Origin of the sequence: Haemophilus seminalis (assembly GCF_006384255.1) — a bacterium.
GTDB classification, from domain to species: Bacteria; Pseudomonadota; Gammaproteobacteria; order Enterobacterales; family Pasteurellaceae; genus Haemophilus; species Haemophilus seminalis.
In genome coordinates, this window is the sequence record NZ_VCED01000005.1 from 140,729 (window position 1) to 159,781 (window position 19,053).

19 protein-coding genes are annotated in these 19,053 nt (G+C 39.7%); 11 read left to right on the forward strand and 8 right to left on the reverse strand.

The window, feature by feature from the left end:
* The first annotated feature begins 3 nt into the window (after positions 1 to 3).
* The 10 genes from hyfB to hycI all read left to right on the forward strand — a co-directional run bounded on the left by hyfB (position 4) and on the right by hycI (position 10,873).
* Positions 4 to 2,025 (forward strand): hydrogenase 4 subunit B, encoded by a 2,022-nt coding sequence (gene hyfB / locus FE813_RS07965; protein WP_139990146.1) that lies wholly within the window; start codon positions 4 to 6, stop codon positions 2,023 to 2,025.
* A gap of 9 nt (positions 2,026 to 2,034) precedes the next feature.
* The gene (locus tag FE813_RS07970) at positions 2,035 to 2,997 is read left to right on the forward strand and encodes a respiratory chain complex I subunit 1 family protein (protein WP_005631964.1); all 963 of its coding nucleotides are present in this window, start codon (positions 2,035 to 2,037) and stop codon (positions 2,995 to 2,997) included.
* Between the two features lie 9 nt (positions 2,998 to 3,006).
* Positions 3,007 to 4,452, forward strand: a complete 1,446-nt coding sequence (locus tag FE813_RS07975) for a hydrogenase 4 subunit D (protein WP_139990147.1) — start codon at positions 3,007 to 3,009, stop codon at positions 4,450 to 4,452.
* A gap of 10 nt (positions 4,453 to 4,462) precedes the next feature.
* Positions 4,463 to 5,101, forward strand: coding sequence for a hydrogenase 4 membrane subunit (gene hyfE / locus FE813_RS07980; RefSeq protein WP_005626080.1), 639 nt, complete (start codon positions 4,463 to 4,465; stop codon positions 5,099 to 5,101).
* A 4-nt stretch (positions 5,102 to 5,105) separates the two neighbouring features.
* Positions 5,106 to 6,644 (forward strand): hydrogenase 4 subunit F, encoded by a 1,539-nt coding sequence (locus FE813_RS07985; protein ID WP_005636980.1) that lies wholly within the window; start codon positions 5,106 to 5,108, stop codon positions 6,642 to 6,644.
* Positions 6,645 to 6,663: 19 nt separating this feature from the next.
* Complete coding sequence (locus FE813_RS07990) at positions 6,664 to 8,394, forward strand: hydrogenase large subunit (RefSeq protein WP_139990148.1); 1,731 nt, start codon at positions 6,664 to 6,666, stop codon at positions 8,392 to 8,394.
* A gap of 10 nt (positions 8,395 to 8,404) precedes the next feature.
* Positions 8,405 to 8,980, forward strand: coding sequence for a formate hydrogenlyase complex iron-sulfur subunit (locus tag FE813_RS07995; protein ID WP_005626087.1), 576 nt, complete (start codon positions 8,405 to 8,407; stop codon positions 8,978 to 8,980).
* Positions 8,977 to 9,753, forward strand: coding sequence for an NADH-quinone oxidoreductase subunit B family protein (locus tag FE813_RS08000; RefSeq protein ID WP_139990149.1), 777 nt, complete (start codon positions 8,977 to 8,979; stop codon positions 9,751 to 9,753). Before FE813_RS07995 ends, FE813_RS08000 begins: the two co-directional genes overlap by 4 nt.
* A gap of 261 nt (positions 9,754 to 10,014) precedes the next feature.
* Positions 10,015 to 10,422 (forward strand): formate hydrogenlyase maturation HycH family protein, encoded by a 408-nt coding sequence (locus FE813_RS08005; RefSeq protein WP_139990150.1) that lies wholly within the window; start codon positions 10,015 to 10,017, stop codon positions 10,420 to 10,422.
* Positions 10,415 to 10,873 carry a hydrogenase maturation peptidase HycI gene (gene hycI, locus FE813_RS08010; protein WP_139990151.1) on the forward strand — a complete coding sequence of 153 codons (459 nt, stop codon included), beginning with the start codon at positions 10,415 to 10,417 and terminating at the stop codon, positions 10,871 to 10,873. The genes FE813_RS08005 and hycI overlap by 8 nt, the downstream gene beginning before the upstream one ends.
* A gap of 83 nt (positions 10,874 to 10,956) precedes the next feature.
* Here the strand turns inward: hycI and FE813_RS08015 are convergent, their stop codons facing one another.
* From FE813_RS08015 to FE813_RS08050, 8 genes are all read right to left on the reverse strand, one after another.
* Positions 10,957 to 11,904 carry a ribose-phosphate pyrophosphokinase gene (locus tag FE813_RS08015; RefSeq protein WP_139990152.1) on the reverse strand — a complete coding sequence of 316 codons (948 nt, stop codon included), beginning with the start codon at positions 11,902 to 11,904 and terminating at the stop codon, positions 10,957 to 10,959.
* 1 nt (position 11,905) lies between these two features.
* Positions 11,906 to 12,847, reverse strand: coding sequence for a 4-(cytidine 5'-diphospho)-2-C-methyl-D-erythritol kinase (gene ispE / locus FE813_RS08020; RefSeq protein WP_139990172.1), 942 nt, complete (start codon positions 12,845 to 12,847; stop codon positions 11,906 to 11,908).
* 11 nt (positions 12,848 to 12,858) lie between these two features.
* Entirely contained in the window at positions 12,859 to 13,479 is a 621-nt protein-coding gene (gene lolB, locus FE813_RS08025; RefSeq protein WP_032825338.1) for a lipoprotein insertase outer membrane protein LolB, read from the reverse strand.
* A 71-nt stretch (positions 13,480 to 13,550) separates the two neighbouring features.
* On the reverse strand, positions 13,551 to 14,801 hold the full coding sequence (locus tag FE813_RS08030; protein ID WP_139990153.1) for a multifunctional CCA addition/repair protein: 1,251 nt from the start codon (positions 14,799 to 14,801) through the stop codon (positions 13,551 to 13,553).
* A 6-nt stretch (positions 14,802 to 14,807) separates the two neighbouring features.
* A complete protein-coding gene (locus FE813_RS08035; RefSeq protein ID WP_065249654.1) occupies positions 14,808 to 15,419 on the reverse strand; it encodes a TIGR04211 family SH3 domain-containing protein in 612 nt (203 codons plus the stop codon).
* Positions 15,420 to 15,486: 67 nt separating this feature from the next.
* A complete protein-coding gene (locus FE813_RS08040; protein WP_139990154.1) occupies positions 15,487 to 16,749 on the reverse strand; it encodes an inorganic phosphate transporter in 1,263 nt (420 codons plus the stop codon).
* 24 nt (positions 16,750 to 16,773) lie between these two features.
* The gene (locus FE813_RS08045; RefSeq protein ID WP_139990155.1) at positions 16,774 to 17,454 is read right to left on the reverse strand and encodes a TIGR00153 family protein; all 681 of its coding nucleotides are present in this window, start codon (positions 17,452 to 17,454) and stop codon (positions 16,774 to 16,776) included.
* 134 nt (positions 17,455 to 17,588) lie between these two features.
* Positions 17,589 to 17,801 carry an excalibur calcium-binding domain-containing protein gene (locus FE813_RS08050; protein WP_139990156.1) on the reverse strand — a complete coding sequence of 71 codons (213 nt, stop codon included), beginning with the start codon at positions 17,799 to 17,801 and terminating at the stop codon, positions 17,589 to 17,591.
* Between the two features lie 163 nt (positions 17,802 to 17,964).
* Here FE813_RS08050 and FE813_RS08055 point away from each other — a divergent pair, with 163 nt between their 5' ends.
* On the forward strand, positions 17,965 to 19,002 hold the full coding sequence (locus FE813_RS08055) for a CYTH domain-containing protein (protein ID WP_139990157.1): 1,038 nt from the start codon (positions 17,965 to 17,967) through the stop codon (positions 19,000 to 19,002).
* Positions 19,003 to 19,053 lie beyond the last annotated feature (51 nt).

A 19,053-nucleotide genomic window follows, 5' to 3' on the forward strand; every position in this document is an offset into this window, starting at 1 on the left:
ATTATGAGTTCTTCAATCAGTTTACTCATCACGTCCTTGTTGATTTATGTCGTTGGTGCGTTTATTTCTCTCGCTATGCGAAAAAATGAACAACTTTCAATCAATATATCCGGCGTGACCGGTGTACTTGGTGGCTTGTTAGGCATTGTTGCCTGCATTCCCGTGCTTATCAGCAACGATACGGTCGTTGATGTGTTTTCAACCCCTTTCGACTTCGCCCAATTTTCAATCCGTATTGACGGATTAGCTGCGTTTATGGTGTGTGTAATTTCTTTAATGGTTATTATCACCGCACTTTATTCCTTTTCTTATGTGAAAGAATACATTGGTAAAGGCGCTGGCACGATGGGCTTCTTTATGAATTTGTTTATTGCCTCAATGGTTGCTTTAGTCACCAGCGATAACGCTTTCTACTTTTTAGTATTCTTTGAAATGATGTCTTTGGCATCTTACTTCTTAGTACTCACCGAACAAGATGACAACGCAACCAATGCGGGCTTATTGTATTTCTTCATTGCTCACGCAGGTTCTGTGTTGATTATGATCGCTTTCTTTATTTTCTATTGCTACGCAGGTAGCTTTGAATTTGAAGCCTTCCGCCACACTGAGCTTTCAATGCCTTTAGCCTTTACGGTATTTATCTTGGCATTTCTTGGTTTCGGTGCAAAAGCAGGGATGATTCCATTACATAGCTGGCTACCAAAAGCTCACCCAGCTGCGCCTTCTCATGCTTCTGCAATGATGTCTGGCGTAATGGTTAAGATCGGTATCTTTGGGATTATTAAAGTTGGTATTGATCTACTTGGCGCACACAATATGTGGTTTGGTGTGATTGTGCTTGCTTTTGGCGCAGTTTCTTCTGTGCTTGGTGTACTTTATGCCTTAGCAGAACATGACATCAAAAAACTTTTGGCGTATCACACCGTAGAAAACATCGGCATTATTATGATGGGTGTGGGTGTCGGTATGATTGGTATGGCAATCCATAACCCTGTACTTGCTATTGTCGGTTTACTTGGCGGTTTATATCACTTACTTAACCATGCAGTATTCAAAGGCTTATTGTTCTTGGGCGCTGGTTCTGTGATGTACCGTTTACATTCAAAAGATATGGATTTAATGGGCGGACTTGGTAAATTAATGCCATTTACTGCTTTCTGTTTCTTGATTGGTACCATGGCAATTTCTGCATTACCACCGTTTAACGGTTTTGTGAGTGAATGGTTTACTTATCAATCTTTATTCAGCCTAAGCCAACACAATGATGTGGTATTACGTATCGCTGGCCCTGTTGCAATCATTATGCTTGCCTTAACTGGTGCGCTTGCCGCACTTTGTTTCGTGAAAGTGTATGGTATTAGCTTTGGCGGTGCACCACGCAGCGAAAAAGCAGCACATGCACGCGAAGTACCGAAACCAATGGTGATTGCAATGGCAATCTTGGCATTATTCTGCGTACTTTTAGGCGTGGGCGCTTCTGTTGTTACTCCAATAATTGCCAATATTGCAACTGCACTTTCTCATAATGAAATGCTTAATTTAGCAGAAAATGGCGTAGTGGTAGCAAGCAATACACCGAATACGGCACTTTCTACACCAATGGTGAGCATTATGTTGATTGCATTCTTTGTGTTGCCGTTTATGTATTACGCTTACACCAAAGGCAATCGTATGGCAGATCGTGCAAAAGGCAATCCTTGGGCTTGTGGTTATGCTTACGAAATGGATATGGCAGCCTCTGCGGGTAGTTTTACTCGTCCGCTTCGTATTATCTTCAAACCACTTTATACCTTGCGTCAAGTGCTTGATCCTGCGCCTGCTGGTGCAAAAGGTATCAATGCATTAATTTCAGGTGCGACCAAAACAGAACCATTCTGGGAAGAAAAAGTAACAATGCCGATTGCGCATTTTATCCCATGGTTAGGTCGTAAAATTCAATGGCTACAACAAGGCGACTTCCGCGTTTATTGCGTGTACTTCGTGATTGCCTTGGTTGTATTATTACTTTCCATTGCGTTGATGTAGGAGGAAATTATGATTTCATTACCTTCAGAAATTTCCACTTCCGCTGGAATGTTCCTTTTAGCCATTGTGCAAGCGTTAATTCTTCTTGCTTTGGCACCGCTCTTTTCAGGCATTTCACGGATGATTCGGGCTCGTATTCAATCTCGTCGTGGCCCGGGCTTGTTACAAGATTATCGCGACATTGCTAAATTAATGACTCGTCAAAACATTTGGCCAGATAATGCGGGTTGGGTATCTCGTGTTATGCCTTATGTGTTAATTAGCACAGTCATGGTGGTTGCGATGAGTTTACCCATGTTTACTCATCACTCACCGTTTGGGGCAGGCAGTGATTTAATCACCGTTATTTATTTGTTCGCGTTGTTCCGCTTTTTCTTCTCAATTGCGGGTTTGGATTCCAACAGTACTTTCTCAAGTTTAGGTGCAAGCCGTGAAGTGACATTAGGCGTACTTGTTGAACCCATCTTAATGTTGGCATTCATTGTGATTGCTTTAATTGCAGGTTCTACAAATTTTGCAGTGATTAGCACCGCACTTTCTAGCCAACCTTGGCAATATCCCGTTGCAACGGTGATTGCCTTAGTTGCCGCTGCTTTTGCGATCTTTATTGAAATGGGCAAAATTCCATTTGACTTGGCAGAAGCAGAACAAGAACTTCAAGAAGGCCCACTTACTGAATATTCAGGCCCTTCTTTCGCCTTATTGAAAGTCGGTTTGAGTTTAAAATCAATGGTGGTTGCCTCTATCTTTGTGAGCGTGCTTTTCCCATTCGGTGCAGCACAAGAGTTCACAGTAAGTGCGGTCATTTTAGGCATCGTTTCTTTCTTTGTGAAATTACTCGTGGTATTTATCGCCGCATGTGTGTTTGAAAACACATTGGCTCGTACCCGCTTTATGCTAACAGGACGTTTAACTGTGGTCGGTTTCGGCATTTCAGTGTTGGCGTTTGTGTTTTACTTCACAGGATTGTAAGGAGGAAATATGGAACGTTTAGCACTAATTACAATCATTTTGCCGTTTGTCGGTGCATTTATTGTGGGGTTGAACAAACAATCTTTCCCCAAAATTGCCACAATTTTTGCCGCACTTGCTACCCTTGGCACACTTGCTGTGGCGGGGCAGTGGTATGCAAATGGCACACAATCTGTCACCTATGATTTAGTCAAATTTGGTGATACCGCAATCTTCGGCGTGACCTTAGATGCAGTGAGTACATTAATTGCCTTTACCGTTGTGGGTTTAGGTTTCTTAATTTGCTTATATTCTTGTGGCTACTTAACTGATAAAAACCGTGAACATCCGCATAACGGATTACCTCGTTTTTATGCTTTCTTATTGATTTTCATTGGTGCAATGGCAGGCTTGGTGTATTCATCAACTTTAGCGGGTCAGCTGCTTTTCTTTGAAATCACAGGGGGATGTTCTTGGGCATTAATCAGCTATTATCAAAGCCAAAAAGCAATGGCGGCTGCGATGAAAGCGTTGATTATCACTCACGTAGGTTCATTAGGTTTATATCTTGCCGCCGCTTATTTATTTAGCCAATCTGGCACATTCTCTATCACCGCGTTAGAACATCTTGCGCCAGAAGCGAAAACCATCGTGTTGTTTGGTGTGATGTTTGCCGCATGGGGTAAATCAGCACAACTTCCAATGCAAATTTGGTTACCAAATGCGATGGAAGCACCAACACCAGTCAGTGCGTATTTGCACGCGGCATCAATGGTAAAAGTGGGTGTCTATATTTTCGCTCGTTCCGTGATGTCTGCTGGTGAAATTCCGCACATTGTGGGTGAAGTGGGAATTGTGATGGCAATGATTACATTGATTTATGGTTTCTTAATGTACTTGCCACAAGCTGATTTAAAACGCTTACTTGCGTATTCAACTATTACTCAACTTTCTTACATTTTCATTGGGCTTTCTCTTGCAGCATTAGGTTCTAAATTAGCTTTTGTTGCAGCGATTGCTTATATCTTTAACCACGCCTTTGCGAAAAGCTTATTCTTCTTGGTTGCGGGTTCATTGAGTTATGCCACAGGTACACGTTCAATGCCTCGTTTACAAGGGATTATGCGCACCATGCCTGTTGTTGGTACAGGATTTGGTATTGCTGCGTTGGCTATTGCAGGTGTGCCACCATTTAACGGTTTCTTCAGCAAATTCCCATTGTTTGCCGCAGGTTTCGACCTCGGGCAAGAATATTCATGGGTAACTTGGTTAATGGTGATTGCGTTGATTGAATCTACTGCAACATTTGTTTGGTTGCTTTATAAATTTGGTCAATGTGTTATCGGTAAACCATCTGAAGACGTGCAAAATGCGCAACCATTGCCATTCTCTATGACATTTGTTTTAGTGATTTTAATGGTGATGTCTGTGTGTTCTAGCTTTATCGCTGCCTATTGGTTAGGTCTTGCGGGTTAAGGAGAGAATTATGTTAATGATCAATGTATTAGCGAGTTTACTCATCATTACATCGCTTTGTGTCATTATGGCAAAAACCGCAAAAAAATCCGCGTTGTGCTATGGCTTACAGTCTCTTGTATTGGTGGTGTTATTCGTTTATTTGGCATTTGAAATGCAAGCTCACGAACTTTATATGTGGTCCATTAGTGCATTCATCACGAAAGTATTATTAGTGCCAGGAATTTTAATCTTTTCTTTACGAAAAATTGACGAAAGTCAAACTCCTGCAGGAATGAATGTCGCTTGGTTGATCCCGATCACATCTATCATCGTTTGCTTATGTTACTTTGTTGTCATTCCAGTGAACTTACCGTTAGTTGAACATTTAAAACCAGCGTTGTCAGTATCACTTAGCCACTTCCTTTTAGGTTTAGTGTGTATTGTGAGCCAACGCAATATTGTGAAACAAGTTTTCGGTTATTGTTTAATGGAAAACGGTGCGCATTTAACGTTGGCTTTACTTGCCAACAATGCGCCAGAACTAGTTGAAATCGGCATTGCCACCGATGCGATTTTTGCGGTCATCATTATGGTGGTGTTGGTGAATAAAATTTACCGCACTTTCAACACTGTTGATGCTAAACAACTTATGAGTTTGAAGGGGTAACGCTATGTATGAACAATGGATAATTGCGTTATTAGTCGCACCTTTAGTCATCGCTTTTGAAAGCTTTGCACTACGCGGAACAAAAAATCGGACAGTTTGTACCGCATTCCATATTACCGGGTTAATTTTGATGTTGTTCTTTTCTGTACAGGTCATTTCTGGCGTGTTGGAAAAAGGCAGTATCAGTGCATTTAACAACTGGGTGTATGTTGATAGTCTTTCTGCCATTTTCTTAGGCTTAATTGCTGTCGTGGGTTCACTTGCTGGGGTGTATTCTATCGGTTATATGAACACAGAATTGGAAGAAGGGCATATTGATTTTAAAACCTATGCTCATTACCACGGTTTCTTACACTTGTTCTTCTTTACGATGATTGTGTCAGTTATCACCAATAACTTAATTTTAATGTGGGTTGCCATTGAAGCGACAACATTAAGCTCTGCGTTTTTGGTCGGTACTTACAAACAAAAAACATCCCTTGAAGCCGCGTGGAAATACATCATCATCTGTTCTGTGGGCGTTGCCTTCGGTTTATACGGCACACTTTTAACCTTTGCTAATGCAAATGGCGTGCTTGCCGATCCAAGCCAAGCGATTTTTTGGTCAGCAGTGAATCAACAAGCCACTGGTTTAAACCCAATGTTGATGTATATCGCATTCGCTTTCGTATTGATTGGTTTCGGCACGAAGTGCGGTCTATTTCCAATGCATACTTGGTTATCAGACGCACACAGTGAAGCACCAAGCCCAGTGAGTGCAATTTTATCAGCAGTGTTATTAAACTGTGCAATGCTTGTGGTATTGCGTTACTACACATTGGTTTCAAAAGCAGTTGGCGCAGAATTTCCACAAACTTTAATGTTGATCTTTGGTTTACTTTCAGTGCTTGTGGCGGCGTTATTTATCATCGTGCAATTTGATATTAAACGTTTGCTTGCTTACTCAAGTATCGAAAATATGGGCTTAATTAGCTTTGCTTTCGGTCTTGGTGGCCCAATTGGGGTATTTGCAGGTTTACTTCACACCATCAACCACAGTCTTGCGAAAACTTTATTGTTCTGTGCATCGGGTAATATTCTATTGAAATATAAAACTCGTGATATGAATCAAGTGCGTGGATTATGGCGTGTTGCACCAGTGAGTGCGGTGCTTTTCGCAGGTGGTGCGTTGGCATTGGGTGGTATCCCTCCATTTAACGTATTTGTGAGTGAATTTAGTGTTGTGGTCGCAGGGATTACAGCGGGTAAAACTTGGTTAGTTATTTTATGCTTAATTTTACTTACCATCGTGCTTGCAGGACTTGCCTTAATGCTATTAAAAACAGTACTTGGTAAACAACCCGATAATGTGGAAGCTGGCGAAGTCAGTAAAGTCTCTTTGGCGGCAATGGCCATACTATTGTTGTTAATGTTTGTAATGGGTATCCATATTGCAGAGCCAATCTTGCAGTTACTAAAAAGTGCGGTAGGAATTGTGCTTGGATCTGAACATGTGTCCTTTGGCGATATGCTAGTTTTACCTTGGCAAAGTTTAGCGAAATGATCGACAACTGGGGGAAAAAATGGAATTAACTAAAAATACATCGGTCGATCCGGTAAAAATGCTCGGCAAAAATTATATTGAAGCCGTTAATGCAAAATTTCCGAATACAATTTTAGATGAGGAGTGGTCTACACCGAATCAAGTAACTTTAACAGTGAAAACGAATATGTTACCTGATGTGGTGGAATATCTTTACTATCAACATGAAGGCTGGTTGCCATTAGTTTTTGGTAACGATGAACGTTCAATTCATGGTCATTATGCCGTTTATTACGTGCTTTCTATGGAAGGTGTCGTCAAAACTTTTGTGACGATTAAAGCACTCGTAGATCCTATTACACTGGAATTTCCTTCCGTGACACCGAAAGTCAAAGCGGCGGTGTGGGGCGAACGTGAATTATTTGATATGTACGGTTTAAAAGCCGTTGGTCTTCCCGATCAACGTCGTTTAGTGTTACCAGATGACTGGCCAGATGATCTTTACCCATTACGTAAAGATTCGATGGATTACCGTTTGCGTCCAGATCCAACTACGGCAACGGAAACCTATGAGTTTATTAACGAAAAAGGCGAAGCGCGTATTGTGCCTATCGGCCCTCTCCATATTACATCTGATGAACCGGGACACTTCCGTTTGTTTGTCGATGGGGAAGATATTATTGATGCGGACTATCGTTTATTCTATGTACACCGTGGTATGGAAAAATTGGCAGAAACCCGAATGGATTACGATCAAGTCAATTTCTTGGCTGACCGTGTGTGCGGTATCTGCGGTTTTACTCATAGCGTTGCTTATGCTAACTCAGTCGAAAATGCATTAGGTATTCAAATTCCTGAACGGGCACAATGGATTCGTGCAATTTTGTTGGAAGTTGAACGCTTGCACAGTCATTTATTGAACTTAGGTTTATCTAGCCACTTTACTGGTTTTGATACTGGCTTTATGCAATTCTTCCGTGTTCGTGAAAAATCGATGACACTTGCGGAGGTGCTTACTGGTGCGCGTAAAACCTATGGTATCAACTTAATCGGTGGTGTACGCCGTGATATGTTGAAACACCAACGTGAACAATGCATTAAGCTTATTGCAGAAATGCGTGAAGAGCTTAAAACTTTGGTAGATATTTTACTCAATACGCCAAATATAGAACAACGTACTGTGGGCGTAGGAGTGCTTGATCGTCAAGTTGCGCGTGATTTCAGCCCGGTCGGACCGATGATTCGAGGTTCTGGCTTCGCACGTGATGTGCGTAAAATTCACCCCTTCTCTGGCTATGGCGATGTACCATTCAATATGTTCACCGAACAAGGTGGCGATGTGATTTCTCGTGTGAAAGTGCGGGTAAATGAAGTGTTTGAATCCATGAATATCATTGATTATATGGTGGATAACTTACCAACTGGTGCGATTATTACGGAAGGTTTCAATTACACCCCTGGACGTTTTGCCTTAGGTATCACGGAAGCGCCGCGTGGTGAAGATATTCACTGGTCAATGCTTGGCGATAACCAAAAATTATATCGCTGGCGTTGTCGTGCAGCGACTTATGCAAACTGGCCAACTTTACGTTATATGTTGCGTGGCAATACGGTATCAGATGCGCCACTTATCATTGGTAGCCTTGACCCTTGCTATTCTTGTACTGACCGTGTGACTGTGGTGGATGTACGTAAACGCAAAGCACAAACGGTTTCTTACAAGGAAATCGAACGCTACGGCATTGAACGTAAAAATTCACCATTAAAATAGGGGGCGCACAATGTTTAAATTACTTAAAACCGTATTAAATGCGGGGGATGTTACCACAAAATATCCGTTTAAACCCTATGAAGTTGATCCTGATTTCCGTGGTAAACCAGAACTGAACTCTGATCAATGTATTGTTTGTGCAGCCTGTACAATGGCATGTCCGGCTAATGCGCTTACCATGCGTACCGATCCAGAAACAGGTGAACGTACTTGGTCATTATTTTTAGGCCGCTGCATTTTCTGTGGCCGTTGTGAAGAAGTTTGCCCGACAAAAGCGATTCGTTTAAGCCAAGATTTTGAATTATCAGTCAGCAATAAACAGGATCTTTATCAAGAAACAACCTTCACTACAACGATTTGTCATCAATGTGGTCAGCCTTTTGTTTCTCATAAAGAACTCAATTATGCAGTGGATTTATTCAAACAAACATTGGATAACGATGAACTAGTAAAACATAAATTAGCGGTGCTCAACACTTGCCCAACCTGTAAACGCCAAAACAGTTTGGAAAAAACCGCCGATATGGAATCCAATATGCGCGTGAAATTGGCGTTATTTGATCACGTTAGGGAGATTGCAAGATGAACACACAAATCCCAATGCCCGTGAATGGTATTTCAACGCCATTTAGTGTGGATGAAAACATTGCGAAAATGAAACAAACTTTGTTGAAAAATATTCAACGTTCCGCTTATGTTTACCGTGTTGACTGTGGCGGTTGTAATGGTTGTGAAATTGAAATTTTTAGTACCATTACACCAACCTTTGACGCAGAACGTTTTGGGATTAAGGTTGTTGCATCACCTCGCCATGCGGATATTTTATTATTTACTGGTGCGGTAACTCGTGCAATGCGTACACCGGCAATGCGTGCTTATCAAGCTGCCCCCGATCCAAAAATCTGTATTTCTTATGGGGCGTGTGGCTGTGGTGGTGGTATTTTCCATGACTTGTACTGCGTGTGGGGCGGTAGCGATCAAATTGTGCCAATTGATGTGTATATTCCTGGTTGTCCTCCAACTCCAGCCGCGACTATTTATGGTTTTGCAATGGCACTTGGTTTACTTGATCAAAAACTCAAAGGCAAACAAGAAATTGCCGATCCTAATGCTGAGGCTAAATTACGTTTTCAAAATATTCCATTAGATTTACGCGTGGAATTAGAACGTGAAGCACGTCGTTTGGCAGGGTATCGACAAGGTGGAGACATTGCTAATCAATTTATGAGTATGATGTCTGAAAAAGATCAGGTTCCATTTGGTGTTCGCCTTGGCGAATTTTTGGAACGTGAAGCGGATCCTCGTTTGAGTGAAATCGTAAACCGATTACATGCAATTAGTATGCCGTTTTCGGGATAGTCTAACGATTGCTCAATAAACTAATAGCTCTGTTTTGATTTCTGTCAAATCTCCCCTTACCCCTCTTTGCTAAAGAGGGGAATAAGAGCGGTCAATTTCAATCTAGTTTTCTGCATTAACAACAGAAAATTAAAATGAGAGAGAAGATGCTTTATTGCTAAAGAAGAATTTCTCTTTAGCAAAGAGGGGTAAGGGGAGATTTGGCAGTATTGATTAGCGAAGAAATTACGTTATTACTTTACAAGTTTTATAGGACGTACCATGACAACCCAAGTTTTTTTCTATTTACTCAATGAGCGTTTTGTTGAAAACGATGAGCAAGTCCCTGAGCAAGCCAAGCAAGTAATGTATTATTCCCTTGCGATTGGTCACCATGTTGGTGTGATTGACTGCTTTAAAAAATTGCTAATTTGTGATTATGCAGATTATCAACGTTTTGTAGATACCTTCCCTGAAGGGGATGCAAAACGTAAGTTTGCGGGCTTAATGAAATTTGGTGAAATAGTGATTGATTCGAGTCATGTGAATTTATTAGCTAAGGCACTCGATGAAAATAGACCTAATTTTTCGCCGGAACATCAAAAATGGGTCGATATTTTAATGGACACGCTTGCTTCCATCCAGTGTGAACCTGTGATGTATATTATGGTGAAACGTCGTGATGAATGAAAATGTAATTCTAACTGTTGGTAACACAATGATGGGCGATGATGGGGCGGGTCCTTATCTTGCTCAGCTTTGTAGTGAAAATCCGTTGCCAAATTGGACCGCACTTGATGGCGGTTCAGCACCAGAAAATCTTGTGCATCAGATCCGTGCCATGAAACCAAAGCGTTTAATTATCTTTGATGCAACAGAAATGGAACTGCCCGTTGGTAAAATTCGTATTATCGATAAAGAACTCATTGCAGAAATGTTTTTCGTCAGCACGCATAATTTGCCACTTAATTTTTTAATCGAGCAATTAGAGGAAGATATCCCTGAGGTTATTTTTATTGGTATCCAGCCTGATCTTGTTTCCTTTGGTTTTCCGATGAGTGAAGCTGTAAAAAGTGCGGTGGAATTTTTCTATGGATTTCTAAAAGAGGATGGTTCGTTAAACGAAATTGCAAGATTATAAAGTACATCTCAACAAAAGTGGGAATTTCACAAATATTGTTAAAATTCCCACAGTTCTTAAAGATCATTGTCTAGCATTTTAATTTAATTAAACATAGCTGAAATTGACTCTTCATTACTAATACGACGGATAGCTTCAGCAAGCATTGCTGACAGAGTAAGTACGCGTACGAGACCTAATGCTTTGATTTCATCAGAAAGTGGGATTGTATCTGTTACAACGATTTCATCAATAGCGCCACTAGCCAAATTTTTCGCTGCAGCACCAGAGAATACAGCATGAGTCGCATAAGCAAATACGCGTTTTGCACCGCGTTCTTTTAATGCTTCAGCTGCTTTGCAAAGCGTACCGCCTGTATCGATCATATCATCGACAAGAATACAATCGCGACCTGCTACATCACCGATAATATGCATTACTTGTGCTACATTTGCACGAGGGCGACGTTTGTCAATAATAGCCATATCAGTATCGTTTAATAATTTGGCTACTGCACGAGCGCGAACAACACCACCAATATCTGGAGAAACAACAATTGGATTTTCAAGATCAGATTTTTTCAAAATATCGTGAATTAAAACTGGAGAACCAAACACATTGTCTACTGGTACATCAAAGAAGCCTTGGATTTGTTCTGCGTGTAGGTCGCAGGTTAATACGCGGTCAATACCAACAGTTGAAAGTAAATCTGCCACAACTTTAGCGGTAATAGGTACACGAGCTGATCGTACGCGACGATCTTGACGAGCATAACCAAAGTAAGGAACAACAGCAGTGATACGACCTGCAGATGCACGACGTAATGCATCCACCATCACAATCAATTCCATTAGGTTATCATTGGTTGGTGCACAGGTTGATTGTATAATGAATACATCTGCACCACGCACATTTTCATTGATTTGAACTTGGATTTCACCATCACTGAAACGGCCAACAGTGGCATCGCCTAGTGAAATATATAAACGTTCAGAAATATGTTTTGCAAGTTCTGGTGTTGCATTACCCGCGAAGAGTTTAATGTCAGGCATTTTATAAAACCTCAGGTTTAGATTGTCGATGAGTATGAATTGGTGATAGCTGCTTCAACATTGCGTGCAAGGGAGAAACATTGAGTCCTTTAGCGATAAAGCCAAAAAATTCTTCTGGTTTTTGCCTAAATACCGCTTGTGCCTCTGCTTCATGATCAAATTCAGCAAAAACACATGCTCCCGTTCCTGTTAATCTTGCCGGCGCATATTGTAGCAACCAGTTTAGCGCTTTTTCAACGTTTGAATAATGATTTATCACAACTTTTTCGCAATCGTTTACATAAGGCTCGCTCAAAAGTTGTTCTAGGGATTTTTTAGGTGTATTACGTGGTAAATTTGGATCTTGAAATATGACAGCCGTCGATATTGAATCATCAGGTTTCAATACAACAAACCATTTTTCGGCTGGTTCACAATAAGTGATTTTTTCCCCGACACCTTCAGCAAAAGCTGCATGTCCATGTACAAATATTGGCACGTCCGCGCCTAGTGTTAATCCTAATTTTGCTAGTTCATCAATGGATAAATTGGCTTGCCATAAATAATTTAATGCGACTAATGCGGTTGCCGCATTAGATGAACCACCACCAACACCGCCTCCCATTGGAAGAATTTTATCTAAATGAATATTTGCCCCCAATTGAATACTGGCTTTTTCTTGTAAAAGTTTTGCAGCTCGATAAATCAGATTATCTCCCGTTTTTAGATTTGGAATTTCTGGCGTTAAAACAATTTGATTATCTTTTTCTCGAATACTCATTTCTAACCAATCGCCAAAATCTAAAAATTGGAAAAGGGTTTGTAATTCATGATAGCCGTTCGGTAATTTTCCGTTGATATAAAGAAATAAATTCAGTTTGGCTGGGCTAGGGAAGCGAAATGGCTTCCCATTTGATTGTGTTGTATTTTGAGAAAGTGCGGTAGAAAATTGATGTGATTTCATTAATGTATTCATTAGTAAATCCACTCATCCACGCGAATTTTTAGAGTTTGTTTCGTGCTGTCATTTTTTAGCAGAATATTTTCAGGCATCGAATTATTTGAGTGATAAGTGAGATAATCTGCTGTCCATTGAGAACCATCCACATGATAAGTAAATGCGCCAAGTAAATGGTTGGTACCCACTTGATAATCCGCATTCATTGCCGGTTGACCTTTCAGCCAATAAGCTAAGTGTTCTAATGGCACATCCATTCCAATGATCTCTTGTAATAATAGTTTAGCATTGGCTGCAGATTGTTGATTGCCGTTGTTATCGGAAATTGTCATTCCACTTTGATGCATTTGAATCCAAAGGGTCGATTTACTGATTAAAGAATAGAGTTTAAGCGTATAAGATTTTGGATTTTGGTATTGCCATTCAAAGCGGCTAGAAAAACGTTCTGTAGGACTGATATAACCAATTTGTCCTTTAGCTTGATAGGATTGAATTTTTTGAATCTTTTGTAAATGCTGTTGCCATGTGGCGTCCGTTTTATCGATATATTGCACGTTAACTGGACGTTCAGCATCCATTGTACAGGCTGTAAGTATGCTGGTTACAAAAAGTGCAGTGAGAAATTTAAACGTTTTCATATTATTCATCAAGTTAATAAGCTCGCGTATTTTAAGGATTTAGTTTAATTGAGTAAAGTTACTTTTATTTGTTAATTTTTGGGGTAATTTGCTTTTGTTTGTTTAACCGCTAAGATTCTTCGTTTCGTCAATTCATTTCTGATTTCTTGTTTCTCAAATCCATCTGCAATAATTTGCTGTACATCTACTTCATTTGCCGCTTGTAATAATTGATTAATATAATCTATTTGTGGATAGTCTTTATTTTCAAAACCGGTTCTACCTCGAGTATCAGCTAGACATACTTGTAGAAATTCTTGAAAGCGTTGTGGTTTTCTCCACACATCAAAACGATTAAACAGCGTTATGACGGTTTCAGCTCGAAGCTCAAAGGCTTTGTGAATATGCGTATGAAATTCACAAGTTAGTTCTGCAAGTTCTTGAAAATAACTTGGAACCTTCAAGCGTTTGCACAATGATCTAGTTGGTTTTATGCCAGCTTGCTCATGCCCATAATGATGAGGAAGAATATTTTGAGGCGTAAGAGCCTTGCCTAGATCATGACAAATTGCGGCAAAACGGACCGCACTTTTATTTAAGATAGGGTTATTTTCAGTCAAATTAACCGCTTGTTTTAATACCAACATGGTATGAATAAAACTATCCACTTCTGGATGATGTTTTACTGGATTTGGCACACCATAAAGGGCATCGATTTCAGGAAATAAAACTCTTAATGCACCTGTTTTATGTAAGGTTTCAAAATAAATTTCAGGATTTTTTTCGTTTAAGGCTTTTTCTGTTTCTAGCCAAACTCGCTCAGAAGTGAGATGTTGTAATTCTCCCGATTGGGCAAGTTCTGCCATTAGGGATAGCGTTTCCGAGGCAATTTTAAAACCGAGAGAATGATAACGGGCTGCAAAGCGTGCCACACGCAATACACGTAAAGGATCTTCTGAAAAAGCAGGAGAAATATGGCGTAAAATTCGATTTTCTAAATCTTGTTTTCCACCATAAGGATCGATAATTTCACCGTCTTCGCTTTGAGCCATCGCGTTAATAGTGAGATCTCGTCGAATTAAATCTTGTTCTAATGTAATTGTTGGGGAGAAATCACAAATAAAGCCAGTGTAACCTGCACTAGATTTACGTTCTGTTCGGGCAAGCGCATATTCTTCTTTTGTTTTAGGATTGAGAAAAACCGGAAAATCTTTGCCTACTTGTTGATAACCGAGAGAGAGTAGCGTAGCGGGGTCTGCGCCTACCACAATCCAATCACGATCTTTTACCAGTAAACCTAATAATTGATCGCGAACAGCCCCACCAACCAAATAAACTTTCATTCGTGATTATGCCCAACCATCACGACGGCGACGTTTTGGTAAAACATAAGGAATAAGCAAGCCGAAGAGTAAGCCTACGCCCAACACTGAACCGCCATAAATAAACCATTGGATTGCAATTTCTCGTTTACCTGCATCAAGCATCGCTTCTAAATCACGATTTTTATTTTTGGTCATTTCAAGTTCGCGTTTCAGTTGAGAATTTTGTTCTAAAAGATCCGCACTTTGCTGCTCAGCTTGTTTGGTTCGACGTTGCATTTCGACGGTACGTTGTTGCCAATCGCCATCTAAACGACTAAGTTTTAAGGTTAATTCTTGAACTTGAGCTTTTAATTTTGGATTTTCTTCTTTACTACTTGGCGTGCTACTTAAGTCTGAATTTAAAATCCAAGCTTCACGATTTTTATTGTCGCGAATGAGTGTGTATTTACCTTGGCGATCTAATACATTCACCGCTTCACCCGCTTGAATTGAACCTGCAATTTTAAATTGTTCACCAGCACCGCGGCGTAAGAACGTACTGAGATTTTCGGTAACATATTGTGTTTCTGCATGAGCAGTTGCAATACCTGTACCAAGTAAGGCGCAAGATAAAAGAGTATTGTAGATTTTTTTCATGCTTTCTCCTTAAAAATAAAAACAACAAAAGTGCGGTTGAATAAACCGCACTTTTTGTTGCAATAAATTAATTAAACACCGCACGCAGTAAATAGAAGATAATAATTGCGAAGAATGCGCCGGCTGGTAAAGTGATTATCCAAGAACTAATGATGTTTCGGATAACCGTTAAATTGAGTGCTGCGATACCGCGAGCAAAACCGATACCTAAAATTGCCCCAACAAGTGTTTGTGTTGTTGAGATCGGCAAGCCTGTACCTGATGCAACTACAACAGTCATCGCAGTAGCAAATTGAGCGGCAAAGCCTCGGCTTGGCGTTAAATCGGTGATCCCAGATCCAACAGTCGCCATTACTTTTTGTCCCATAGTAATTAAGCCTACAGCAATACCTAATGCACCTAATGGTAAAATCCACCAAGTTAAGGCTCCGCCTGAAACAATTTTACCGCCTTGTTCCACGATAGACACAACTGCTGAAAGTGGACCAATTGCATTGGCTACATCATTCGAACCGTGAGCGAAAGCCATCGCACAGGCTGTTAATAACATTAAAATGCTGAAGACTTTTTCTACCGCACCAAAAGTACCTTTGCTTGCAGATTGAGTGAATGTTTTGCTTTTAAAGTAGAAATGGCAAAACAGCATGCCTACAAGGCTAATGACAAGTGAAATGACTAAAGTTTCTTTATTGGAAAGATTTAAACCAACATGTTTTAAACCTTTTGTCATGGTTACGATACACAGCACAAATACGGTTATCCCCATGTAATAAGGACCATATTTTTGTGCATTTTTCAGAGGGTGTTCGGTATCAAAAATAAGTTTTTGCGTACTTGCAAAGATTGCATAGGCGAGAATACCTGCAATAACAGGCGTGATGAACCAGCTACCAACAATGCTCCCAATATTTGACCAATCTACTGCGCCAGGGCCAATCGTAATGCAGGCAAATCCAATAATTGCACCGATGATAGTGTGAGTACCTGAAACCGGCCATCCCATTTTTGTTGCGATAAATAACCAAGCACCAGATGCAAATAAAGCAGAAAGCATGCCCAGTGCTAAAATATCGGGCGTATCAACAAATTGCATTGGATCGATTACGCCACTTTTAATGGTTTCTGTTACTTCACCACCGGCTAGATATGCGCCAGCAGATTCAAAAATTAACGCTATAATAATTGCTTGTTTGGCTGTTACAGTACCGGAACCTACGGATGTACCCATTGAGTTTGAGACATCATTGGCTCCAATACCGAAAGCCATAAAAAAGCCGAAGGCTGCTGTAATCCACACCAACCATGAACCATATTGACTAATAACTTCCATAGTTAATTTCCTATGTTTTGTTGATTATGAACGCGCCAGCATTAATTCAATGCGTGAGCCAACACGTTGTGCTTGGTCAGCCAGCACACCAACCCATTCAATAATTTTATATAAGAACATCACATCAATTGGGTTATAACGGCTTTCGATGGTGTAAAGCATTTTACGCAGTTTGATCTGCATTTGGTCGGTATCATCTTCAATTGCATCGAGTTCTTGAATCATATTGTTAACTAATTTTAGTTCACGGCCTTTAAAACCGGTTTCTAAAAGTTGATCCATTTCTTCGATTACTCGATGAGCTTGATGAATAGCATCTAAACTACGTTTTACGTAACGTAAGAATTCTTCCTGCATTTCTTCAGGAATACCAAATTGACGACCAATCATACGCCCTGCAATATCTTTAGCAAAATTTGCTAATTTATCTTGTTGCGTGACTAATTCTAAGAGATCAGTACGATCAATAGGTAAGAATAAACCACGTGGCAATTTCAAACGAATCTCACGTTTCAAGCTATCTGCTTCACGTTCACGCTGAGAGATTTCTAAGCGTTTTTCTTCCGCTTTTTCCCAATCCTTTGAGAAGGTGGTTTCAAAAAAAGGAATTAAAAGATCGCAACATTCAGTGACTTTTTCCGAATGCTTTTGCAATGGTTTTAAAGGCGAATGGGCAAATAATCCGAGAATATTATTCATTGCCATAAGTGATTTACTCCATAAGGGGTTAAAAATTCGTGCGCATATTACCCGATTTTTATTAATAATTAAATGTATTTTAGGCAGCCATCCCTTCCCTGAAAAGGAAAAGACGAATTTTTCATCTTTTCAACGTATCATTAATATTTCTTACAACGAGATGAGCCGTATTTACTACCGCCAGGCAAACATTCACAGGCTTCACCGTCTCGATCTCTATCTAAATGATAGGCATGATGGGTTTCATAATAGTGCTGTGCTTCCTCTTGCGTATTAAAATCTGAACAACGAACGCCAGCATTTATAGGCAATGTGATGCTTAGAAGCATAGAAAATAGAAACAATTTTTTCATAGAGATCCTTTATTAATTCGTTATTTAAAATTAAGTCAAATTATATCCCTTTATATCTATTTTTCGATGTTTAATTTTAAGGAATATAAATCTATAAAACGCTTGATTTATCTATTTTTATCTGTATATTTGAACAGTCTTAAGTTGAAGGGAGTATAATTTTATGAGTAATGAAATTGAAATCAAATTAGCGGTATCTGACCAAGCATTTAATGAATTAGAAGAACATTTAAAAAACTTTACTTGTTTAGCGCATAAAAAACAGTTTCTGAGCAATACTTATTATGATTATCCTGATCATTTCCTTGCTAAACGAAAGATGGGATTACGTATTCGTCAAGAAGATCAGGAACTTACATTAACGCTTAAAACCAACGGCAAAGTTGTTGGTGGATTGCATAGTCGCCCAGAATATAATTTACCATTAACCGAAAAAGAAACGCCAACTAATGCCCAATTAAGAGAGCTTTACCCTTTTGAACAATTACCTAGTTCTACACTACAACCTATTTTCTCCACAGATTTTAACCGCACTTTTTGGTTAGTTGAATTTCAACAATCCAAAATTGAAGTGGCGTTCGATCAAGGCCAAATTATTGCAGGCGAATCTGAGCAACCTATTTGTGAAATTGAGTTTGAATTGAAATCTGGCAATGTGCAGGATCTTTTTGATTTTGTAGAAACCTTGCCTTTCGAAAGAGATATTTATTTTAGTAGTGCAAGTAAAGCGAAGCGAGGTTATTTGCTGGATTCAAAACAATTTTTAACAGATTGGTTAAATAAATGGCGTGATTTCTTAAAAGAAGAACGAGAAGAAAGTGCGGTAGATTTTTGTGCAAAATTTAATTCCGTGTTGAAAATGGAACAGAAACTTTTGGAAGAAACCTTATCCTTTTCTCCCGCACTTTTTAGCCAAGATTTTATGAAAACAGTGGAGCGAGTTGGGGCATTTTTTAATCTTTATCATTATTATGATGAAAATGGAAAAATCCTAGAAGCGATGGTAACAGAGAAACAAAAAGAAACGTTCTTACCAGCTTTATTAGAAAGCAATCAAACAATCTTTGCTGAAATCCGTGATTTGATTCGTTTTCATAGTGAAACGAAAGACAATGAAAAAACTATTGAAAAATTGACCACACTTTTGAAAAGTCGAGTTTATTTTGAGCGAATGATCAAATTAATGAGATTCTCGGCATAATGCGAATCAACCGTGCAAATGGGTAAGCTATATTTCTAAGCATTATGTAAG

Coding starts and splice junctions, on each gene's coding strand:
- hyfB (WP_139990146.1), top strand. CDS start 4: ATGAGTTCTTCAATCAGTTTACTCATCACGTCCTTGTTGATTTATGTC.
- FE813_RS07970 (WP_005631964.1), top strand. CDS start 2,035: ATGATTTCATTACCTTCAGAAATTTCCACTTCCGCTGGAATGTTCCTT.
- FE813_RS07975 (WP_139990147.1), top strand. CDS start 3,007: ATGGAACGTTTAGCACTAATTACAATCATTTTGCCGTTTGTCGGTGCA.
- hyfE (WP_005626080.1), top strand. CDS start 4,463: ATGTTAATGATCAATGTATTAGCGAGTTTACTCATCATTACATCGCTT.
- FE813_RS07985 (WP_005636980.1), top strand. CDS start 5,106: ATGTATGAACAATGGATAATTGCGTTATTAGTCGCACCTTTAGTCATC.
- FE813_RS07990 (WP_139990148.1), top strand. CDS start 6,664: ATGGAATTAACTAAAAATACATCGGTCGATCCGGTAAAAATGCTCGGC.
- FE813_RS07995 (WP_005626087.1), top strand. CDS start 8,405: ATGTTTAAATTACTTAAAACCGTATTAAATGCGGGGGATGTTACCACA.
- FE813_RS08000 (WP_139990149.1), top strand. CDS start 8,977: ATGAACACACAAATCCCAATGCCCGTGAATGGTATTTCAACGCCATTT.
- FE813_RS08005 (WP_139990150.1), top strand. CDS start 10,015: ATGACAACCCAAGTTTTTTTCTATTTACTCAATGAGCGTTTTGTTGAA.
- hycI (WP_139990151.1), top strand. CDS start 10,415: ATGAATGAAAATGTAATTCTAACTGTTGGTAACACAATGATGGGCGAT.
- FE813_RS08015 (WP_139990152.1), bottom strand. CDS start 11,904: ATGCCTGACATTAAACTCTTCGCGGGTAATGCAACACCAGAACTTGCA.
- ispE (WP_139990172.1), bottom strand. CDS start 12,847: ATGAAATCACATCAATTTTCTACCGCACTTTCTCAAAATACAACACAA.
- lolB (WP_032825338.1), bottom strand. CDS start 13,479: ATGAAAACGTTTAAATTTCTCACTGCACTTTTTGTAACCAGCATACTT.
- FE813_RS08030 (WP_139990153.1), bottom strand. CDS start 14,801: ATGAAAGTTTATTTGGTTGGTGGGGCTGTTCGCGATCAATTATTAGGT.
- FE813_RS08035 (WP_065249654.1), bottom strand. CDS start 15,419: ATGAAAAAAATCTACAATACTCTTTTATCTTGCGCCTTACTTGGTACA.
- FE813_RS08040 (WP_139990154.1), bottom strand. CDS start 16,749: ATGGAAGTTATTAGTCAATATGGTTCATGGTTGGTGTGGATTACAGCA.
- FE813_RS08045 (WP_139990155.1), bottom strand. CDS start 17,454: ATGGCAATGAATAATATTCTCGGATTATTTGCCCATTCGCCTTTAAAA.
- FE813_RS08050 (WP_139990156.1), bottom strand. CDS start 17,801: ATGAAAAAATTGTTTCTATTTTCTATGCTTCTAAGCATCACATTGCCT.
- FE813_RS08055 (WP_139990157.1), top strand. CDS start 17,965: ATGAGTAATGAAATTGAAATCAAATTAGCGGTATCTGACCAAGCATTT.